10 protein-coding genes are annotated in these 8,028 nt (G+C 64.0%); all 10 read left to right on the forward strand.

The features are described from left to right. Positions 1–10: 10 nt before the first annotated feature. The 10 genes from J9870_RS16575 to J9870_RS16620 all read left to right on the forward strand — a co-directional run bounded on the left by J9870_RS16575 (position 11) and on the right by J9870_RS16620 (position 7,522). Positions 11–322 carry a c-type cytochrome gene (locus J9870_RS16575; RefSeq protein ID WP_210639084.1) on the forward strand — a complete coding sequence of 104 codons (312 nt, stop codon included), beginning with the start codon at positions 11–13 and terminating at the stop codon, positions 320–322. A 180-nt stretch (positions 323–502) separates the two neighbouring features. After that, the gene (locus tag J9870_RS16580) at positions 503–832 is read left to right on the forward strand and encodes a cytochrome c (protein ID WP_210639085.1); all 330 of its coding nucleotides are present in this window, start codon (positions 503–505) and stop codon (positions 830–832) included. Next, positions 829–2,007 (forward strand): cytochrome D1 domain-containing protein, encoded by a 1,179-nt coding sequence (locus J9870_RS16585; protein WP_210639086.1) that lies wholly within the window; start codon positions 829–831, stop codon positions 2,005–2,007. Before J9870_RS16580 ends, J9870_RS16585 begins: the two co-directional genes overlap by 4 nt. Before the next feature lie 2 nt (positions 2,008–2,009). Further along, a complete protein-coding gene (locus J9870_RS16590; RefSeq protein WP_210639087.1) occupies positions 2,010–2,468 on the forward strand; it encodes an Lrp/AsnC family transcriptional regulator in 459 nt (152 codons plus the stop codon). Further along, positions 2,465–2,977: an Lrp/AsnC family transcriptional regulator gene (locus J9870_RS16595; protein ID WP_210639088.1), complete on the forward strand. Its 513-nt coding sequence runs from the start codon at positions 2,465–2,467 to the stop codon at positions 2,975–2,977. Before J9870_RS16590 ends, J9870_RS16595 begins: the two co-directional genes overlap by 4 nt. Then, positions 2,970–3,413: an Lrp/AsnC family transcriptional regulator gene (locus J9870_RS16600; protein ID WP_210639089.1), complete on the forward strand. Its 444-nt coding sequence runs from the start codon at positions 2,970–2,972 to the stop codon at positions 3,411–3,413. Before J9870_RS16595 ends, J9870_RS16600 begins: the two co-directional genes overlap by 8 nt. Further along, entirely contained in the window at positions 3,388–3,924 is a 537-nt protein-coding gene (locus J9870_RS16605; RefSeq protein ID WP_210639090.1) for an Lrp/AsnC family transcriptional regulator, read from the forward strand. The genes J9870_RS16600 and J9870_RS16605 overlap by 26 nt, the downstream gene beginning before the upstream one ends. 28 nt (positions 3,925–3,952) lie before the next feature. Next, the gene (nirJ, locus tag J9870_RS16610) at positions 3,953–5,149 is read left to right on the forward strand and encodes a heme d1 biosynthesis radical SAM protein NirJ (protein ID WP_210639091.1); all 1,197 of its coding nucleotides are present in this window, start codon (positions 3,953–3,955) and stop codon (positions 5,147–5,149) included. Positions 5,150–5,186: 37 nt separating this feature from the next. Next, complete coding sequence (gene cobA / locus J9870_RS16615; RefSeq protein WP_210639092.1) at positions 5,187–6,029, forward strand: uroporphyrinogen-III C-methyltransferase; 843 nt, start codon at positions 5,187–5,189, stop codon at positions 6,027–6,029. Then, on the forward strand, positions 6,026–7,522 hold the full coding sequence (locus J9870_RS16620) for a cytochrome D1 domain-containing protein (RefSeq protein WP_210639093.1): 1,497 nt from the start codon (positions 6,026–6,028) through the stop codon (positions 7,520–7,522). The genes cobA and J9870_RS16620 overlap by 4 nt, the downstream gene beginning before the upstream one ends. The last annotated feature ends 506 nt before the right edge of the window (positions 7,523–8,028 follow it).

An 8,028-nucleotide genomic window follows, 5' to 3' on the forward strand; every position in this document is an offset into this window, starting at 1 on the left:
AGGAAAAACCATGAAGCCTATTCTGATTGCCTTGGCCCTGACCGCCGTATCCAGCCTGCAACCGGCGCTGGCACAAGACGGCCCGACGCTGTTCAAGAGCAAGCCCTGTGCGGCCTGCCACTCCATCGATACCAAGGTGGTTGGCCCGGCGCTCAAGGACGTGGCGGCGAAAAACGCCGGCGTCGCCGGAGCGCAAGAACTGCTCGCCAAACACATCAAGGAGGGTACGCAAGGCAACTGGGGACCGATGCCGATGCCGGCCAACCCCGTGACTGAAGAAGAAGCCAAGACCCTGGCTGCGTGGGTCTTGACCCTTAAATAACTTTGACTGAGAGCATCTCCCTGTGGCGAGGGATTTATGTGGGAGCAAAGCTTGCTCGCGAAACAGGCGCCTTGATCCCTGAAAGACCGCATCGCACCCATCGCGGGCAAGCCTTGCTCCCACATAAACCCCTCGCCACAAAAGCTGCGCTCGACTTTATTTCTTGATCAGGAGGACGTCATGGAACGACACAGCGCTGCAACCTTGATGACCACCCTCCTCTTTGTTTTCTCCTCCTGTGTGCTGGCCGCTCCCGACCACCAGCGCCAGGTGCAACTGCAACACCTGTTGGACCAGGATTGTGGCGCCTGCCACGGCCTGTACATGACCGGCGGCCTGGGTCCCCCCCTGACCCGTGATGCCCTGGCCGGAAAATCCCGCGACAGCCTCATCGCCACCGTCACGCTGGGACGGCCAGGCAGCGCCATGCCCGGTTGGGCACCGTTGCTCGACCCCGACGATATCCGCTGGCTGGTGGACCGGCTCCTTCAAGGAAAACCCGCCTCATGATCCGTTCTCTGTTGTCCTTCACAGCCATCGCCCTGCTGCTCTCGGCTTGCGCCCAGACACCGTTGCGCGGCACCGGCGACCTGGGCGTGGTGGTGGAGCGCGCCACCGGTAGCCTGCAAATCATCGAGAGCGACACCCGCACCGCCCTCGCCCGCGTTGAAGGACTGGGCGACCTGTCCCACGCCTCGGTGGTGTTCTCCCGTGACCAGCGCTACGCCTATGTGTTCGGCCGTGATGGTGGCTTGAGCAAGGTCGACCTGCTGACCGCGCACATCGACCGGCGCATCATCCAGGGCGGCAACAGCATCGGTGGCGCGATCAGCCAGGACGGCAAGCTGATCGCGGTGTCCAACTACGAGCCCGGTGGCGTCAAGGTGTTCGACGCCCAGACCCTGGACCAGGTCGCCGACATTCCGGCCACGCCCCTGCCCGACGGCAAGAAACGTTCGCGAGTGGTGGGTCTGGTGGACGCCCCCGGACAACGCTTTGTGTTCAGCCTGTTCGATACAGGCGAAATCTGGATCGCCGACTTCAGCCAGGGCCATACACCGCGCATCGAACGTTTCACCGCCATCGGCCAACAACCCTATGACGCCCTGATCACCCCCGACGGGCGCTACTACATGGCTGGGCTGTTCGGTGAAGACGGCATGGCGCAACTCGATCTCTGGCACCCGCAGCGCGGGGTAAAACGGGTACTGGGGCATTACGGGCGCGGCGAGGCCCGCCTCCCGGTGTACAAGATGCCCCATCTGGAAGGCTGGGCCCTGGCTGACCAACAGGCCTTCGTGCCCGCCGTCGGCCATCATCAGGTGTTGGTGATGAACACTCGCACCTGGCAGCCGACCGACGCCATCGCCGTGGCCGGACAACCAGTGTTTGTCACGGCGCGGCCGGACGGTCGCCAGTTGTGGGTCAACTTCGCCTACCCGGACAACGATCGGGTGCAGGTCATTGATACCCAGACCCACGCCATCGTCGCCGACCTGCGGCCCGGTCCCGCAGTGCTGCACATGGAATTCACCGCCCGCGGTGACCAGCTCTGGTTGTCCACCCGCGATGGCGGTGAGGTACAGGCTTGGGACCCCTATCGGCTCGAACGCCTGAGCAGCCTGCCGGCCCTGAGCCCCAGTGGCATTTTCTTCAGCAGCCGCGCGCACAAGCCGGGGTACTGACCATGACATCGAGCTCACTGGCCCGGCGCCTGATCGATCAATTCCAGCATGGCCTGCCGCTGTGCGCCGAACCCTATCGGGCCATGGCCGACGCCCTGGGCTGCAGCGAAGTCCAGGTGCTCGAATGCCTGCAACACCTGCAAGTGGCCGGCACCTTGTCGCGAGTCGGCCCGGTGTTCGAACACACCCGGGCCGGTGCCAGTACCCTCGCGGCCCTGGCGGTGCCCGAAGACCGTTTGCACCAGGTCGCCGCGCGCGTCAGCCAATACCCGGAAGTCAATCACAACTACGCCCGGGAACACCGCTACAACCTGTGGTTCGTGTTGACTGGCCCCAACCGCGCGCACCTGGAAAAGATTCTCCAGGAGCTGGAAAACGACACCGGCCTCACACCGCTGGACCTGCCCATGCTGACCGCCTACCGCATCGACCTGGGCTTTGCCCTGGAGACCACCCCATGAAAACCCTCTTGAGCGAGCAACAGTCGTTGGCGCTGCGCCGTCACCTGGAAATCGGCCTGCCCCTCACATCACGGCCCTTCCACACCCTGGCTGAACAGCTCGAGGTCAGCGAACAACAAGTACTCGACCAAGTGCAGCATTGGCACGAGCAGGGTCTGTTCCGTCGTGTCGGCCTGGTGGTCAACCATCGCGCATTGGGTTTCGCCGCCAACGCCATGCTGGTGCTGGATGTGCCGGATGCCCTGGTCGATGAGGTCGGTCGCCGCCTGGGCCAGGCACCGGGCATCAGCCTTTGCTACCAACGGCCACGACGCCTGCCCCAGTGGCAATACAACCTGTTCTGCATGATCCACGGTCGTCAGCGTGATCGTGTGGAAGCCCAGGTCCAGGCGTTGCTGGAAGAGCATTTGCTCGACGATCTGCCCCGCCAGTTGCTGTTCAGCACCCATCTGTTCAAGCAATGCGGCGGGCGCTTCGCGCCACCGGCCGGAGCGCGCATCGATGGATGACCTCGACCGTCGCCTGATCAACCGCCTGCAACTGGGCCTGCCGCTGGTGCGGCATCCCTGGCAGGCCCTGGCCCGCGAACTGGATAGCAACAGCAGCGAATTGCTCGACCGCCTGCACGAACTGCTCAACGACGGCGTACTCACCCGCTTCGGCCCGATGTTCGACATCGATCGCCTGGGCGGTGCCTTCACCCTGGCGGCGCTGGCGGTGCCCGAGCCGCGTTTCGAGACCACCGCCGAGTTGCTTGGGGCCATGCCCGAGGTGGCCCACAACTACCGCCGCGAACACACCTGGAACATGTGGTTCGTCCTCGCCTGCCCCAGCGAGCAAGCCATCACCGACACCCTGACACGCATCGAGCATCTGACCGGCCTGGTGCCGCTGAACCTGCCCAAAGAGGAGACCTACCATGTCGGCCTGTATTTCCCCGTCTGAGGCCTCACTGCAAGTGCCGTCGTCACAGGATGAAACGCCCCTGGCGCTACGGCTAGTGGAACTGACCCAGGCCGGCCTGCCCTTGCTCGAAGATCCCTGGGCCTGGCTCGCGGAGCAACTGGGGCTGAGCGTGGAATCCACTCTCGATTTGCTCAAGCGCCTGCAGGCCGAGGGGGCGATCCGTCGTATTGCCGCCGTGCCCAATCACTATCGCCTGGGTTATCGCCACAACGGCATGACTGTCTGGGACGTGCGCGATACCGACATCTCGCGCCTCGGTGCCCTGCTGGGTGCGCAGCCTTTTGTCAGCCATTGCTACCGGCGTCCGCGCCGCCCCCACTGGCGCTACAACCTGTTCGCCATGGTCCACGGCCGCAGCCGCGAAGAAATCGACAGCTACCGCGAGCACCTGCGCTACCTGCTGGGTGACGCCTGTGCCGCCGACGACATGCTGGTGAGCAGCCGCATCCTGAAAAAAACCGGCCTGCGCCTGTCGCCCACCTTGGGCTGAACCCACACGCCGACCGAAGGAGCGCCTTATGTTGAGGATCAGCCACTACCTGCGAGCCCTGGCCGGCCAATGCCCCGCCCCACGCGTCGCGCCACCGGGCAGCAGCCGCCCGCCCGTGGTGATATGGAACCTGCTCAGGCGCTGCAACCTGACCTGCAAGCACTGCTATGCCACGTCCGCCGACAGCGTGTTTCGCGATGAACTGGACACGGCGGCGGCGCTGCAGGTCATCGACGACCTGCATGACGCCGGCGTGCGCGTGCTGATCCTGTCCGGTGGCGAACCGTTGCTGCGCGAGGATCTGTTCCAGCTCAGCGCCTATGCCCGCGACAAAGGTTTTTTCCTCGCCCTGTCCACCAACGGCACGCTGATCAACGCGTCCAACATCGAACAGATTGCCGCGGCGAACTTCGATTACGTGGGCATCAGCATCGATGGCCTGGAAGCCACCCACGATGAGTTCCGGCAACTCAAGGGCAGTTTCGCCAGTTCCATGGCGGCCATCCGGCTCTGCCGTGAGCAAGGGATCCGCGTCGGATTGCGCACCACCCTCACCCAGCAAAACCATACCCAGTTGCCACGCCTGCTGGACTTGATGACTGAATACGACGTACAGAAATTCTACCTGTCGCACCTCAACTACAGCGGCCGGGGCAAGCGTAGCCGCAAGCTCGACGCCCAGCAGCAGATGAGCCGCGAAGCAATGACGCTGATTTTCGAACGGGCCTGGCGCGACATCGAGCAGGGTCGCGACAGTGACTTCGTCAGCGGCAACAACGACGCCGATGCGATCCTGCTGCTGCAATGGGTAGCCCGACGCCGGCCCCAGCACCACACCGCTCTGGAGCAGATGCTGCGGGCCTGGGGCGGCAACGCTTCAGGCAGCGGCATCGCCAACATCGACAACACGGGCGAGGTCCATCCCGACACTTATTGGTGGCAGCACTCGGTGGGCAACGTCCGCCAGACGCCGTTCAAGACCCTCTGGCTCGAGCGTCCCGATGCGCTGCTGCTGAAACTGCGTGAGCACCCACGGGCCGTGAGCGGTCGCTGCGGCCAATGTCGTTGGCTGGCGATCTGCAATGGCAACACCCGCACCCGCGCCTGGGCCGACGGCGACCTGTGGGGCCAGGACCCGGGCTGCCACCTCAGCGATGAAGAAATTGGTGTGCACGCGATCCCCAGCGTCGTGATTCCCAGCGCTGCGTTGCCCTGCGCTCGATAACCCAATGGCGAACCTGATGCCGAACCAAGGAAGTCCCATGCCAGCCCCTCTCGTTTTGCCCGCTGCCCTGCAATCGACCCTCAGACCGGGGGAAGTCGCCCTGATCGGCGCCGGTCCCGGTGACCCGGGCCTGCTGACCTTGCGCGCCTGGAGCCTGTTGATGCAGGCCGACGCGGTGGTCTACGACCGTTTGATCAGTTCGCAGCTGCTGAGCCTGATCCCGCTGACGTGCGCCCGCCACTATGTTGGCAAGGCTGCCGGTTGCCACAGCCTGCCTCAGGCACAGATCAACGAGTTGCTGGCCGACCTCGCCGACCAGGGGCAACGGGTGATCCGGCTCAAGGGCGGCGACCCGTTCATTTTCGGCCGTGGCGCCGAAGAGCTGGAGTACTTGCTGGCCCGTGGCATCGATTGCCAGGTGGTGCCCGGCATCACCGCCGCAGCCGGTTGCAGTGCCTACGCCGGCATCCCGCTGACCCATCGCGACCTGGTCAATTCCTGCCGGTTCATCACCGGCCACTTGCAACGCGAAGGCGATCTGAGCCTGCCATGGCAAAGTCTGGCGGACGACAGCCAGACCCTGGTGTTCTACATGGGGCTGTCGAACCTGGGCACCATTGCTGCGCGGCTGATGGAAGCAGGCCTTGCGGCCGATACGCCGGCGGCGTTGATCAGCAACGGCACCCGCCCCGACCAGCAGGTCCTGCGTGGCACGCTCCAGCAATTACCGGACATGGCACTGGCATGCACCGAAGGCCTGCCGACCCTGACCGTGATCGGCAAGGTGGTGGGTTTGTTCGCCCATCAAGCACTGCAACATCCCGCACGGCTTCACGCCGTCATCCAGCTCCAACCTGGCGTCTCGAAGGTGGCGTCATGAAGCGCTGGTGGCTCGCCTCGCTGTTGTGGTTCGGTGCAGCCCAGAGTGCAGGGGCGACGGCCTCGGGCCTGGAATCGGCCGAGCGTGACTACCAGCAGCACTGCCAGCAATGCCACGGCGTCAATCGTATCGGCGGCACCGGGCCGGCGCTGTTGCCCCAGAGCCTGGGCAGGATCAAACCCGCTGAAGTGCGCCAGGTGATTGAAAACGGCCGACCGGCCAGCCAGATGGCGGCGTTCGGCGCAGTGCTGGAGCCAGCGCGGATCGATGCCCTGGCGCTGTACTTGCAACGTCCCCTCGCCGTCGAGCCGACCTGGAATGACAACGACATTCGCCAAAGCCACCGTGTACTGGCGGATGTCGCCAGCCTGCCCGACACCCCCCAGCACAAGGCCGATCCGCTGAACTTGTTCGTGGTGGTGGAGGCCGGCGATCATCACATCGACGTGGTCGACGGCGATCGCTTCGAGGTGCTCGCACGCTTCGCCTCGCATTTTGCCGTGCATGGTGGGCCGAAGTTCTCGCCGGATGGGCGTTTCGTCTACCTGGCCTCCCGGGACGGCTGGATCAGCCTGTACGACCTGCACAACCTCAAGCTGATCGCCGAGGTACGGGCCGGGCTCAATACCCGCAACCTGGCGGTGAGCAAGGATGGCCGCTGGGTGCTGGTTGGCAACTACCTGCCCGGCAACCTGACGGTGCTGGATGCCCGCGACCTGTCTCTGGTCAAGACCATTGCGACAGTGGGCCGCGATGGTCAGGCTTCGCGGGTCAGCGCGGTCTACACCGCACCACCGCGCGACAGCTTCATTGTCGCGTTGAAGGACGTCAAAGAGGTTTGGGAACTGTCCACCGGACCGAGCCCGGACTTCGTGCCCAGGCGTATCGAGACCGAGGATGATCTGGACGACTTCTCCTTCTCGCCCGATTACCGCCAGTTGCTCGCCACCTCGCGCAAGGCCCAGGGCGGCGAGGTGATCGACCTCGACTCTGGTCGTGTCGTCACCGACATTGCGCTGCCGGGCATGCCCCACTTGAGCTCTGGGACCTATTGGAAGCGCGACGGTCGTTGGGTATTCGCCACCCCGAACATCAGCAAGGGACTGATCTCAGTGATCGACTTCAACACCTGGAAAGTCATCAAGCAAATCCCCACCCTGGGACCGGGTTTCTTCCTGCGCAGCCACGTCAACTCGCGCTACGCCTGGACCGACGTGTTCTTCGGCCCGGACAACGACGCCATCCACCTGATCGACAAACAGACCCTGGAGATCGCCCACACCCTACGCCCGATGCCCGGCAAAACTGCCGCCCACGTCGAATTCACCCGCGACGGGCGCTACCTGCTGCTGAGCATCTGGGCCACCGACGGCGCGCTGATCGTCTACGACAGCAATACCTTGCAGGAGATCAAGCGCCTGCCCATGAACAAACCTTCGGGCAAGTACAACGTCGGCAACAAGATCGAATTTGCCGAGGGCACATCGCACTAGCGATAAAAAAACTGGGGGAGCCAAGCTTGCTCGCGATGGCAGCGGCACATTCAACATCAATGCAAACTGACCCACCGCTATCGCGAGCAAGCTCGCTCCCACAGGGGATTGGGGGTGGGAATGAATCTTGTGGCCACTCCGGGAACAGTGTGGGAGCGAGCTTGCTCGCGATGGCAGCGGCATGGCCAACATCATTGCAAGCTGATCCACCGCTATCGCGAGCAAGCTCGCTCCCACAGGGGATTGGGGGGGGTATGAATCTTGTGGCCACTCCGGGAACAGTGTGGGAGCGAGCTTGCTCGCGATGGCAGCGGCATGGCCAACATCATTGCAAGCTGATCCACCGCTATCGCGAGCAAGCTCGCTCCCACGGGAATTGGGGGGGGTATGAATCTTGTGGCCACTCCGGGAACAGTGTGGGAGCGAGCTTGCTCGCGATGGCAGCGGCATGGCCAACATCATTGCAAGCTGATCCACCGCTATCGCGAGCAAGCTCGCTCCCACAG

Origin of the sequence: Pseudomonas sp. Tri1, assembly GCF_017968885.1 — a bacterium.
In the GTDB taxonomy this organism is placed as follows: Bacteria; Pseudomonadota; Gammaproteobacteria; order Pseudomonadales; family Pseudomonadaceae; genus Aquipseudomonas.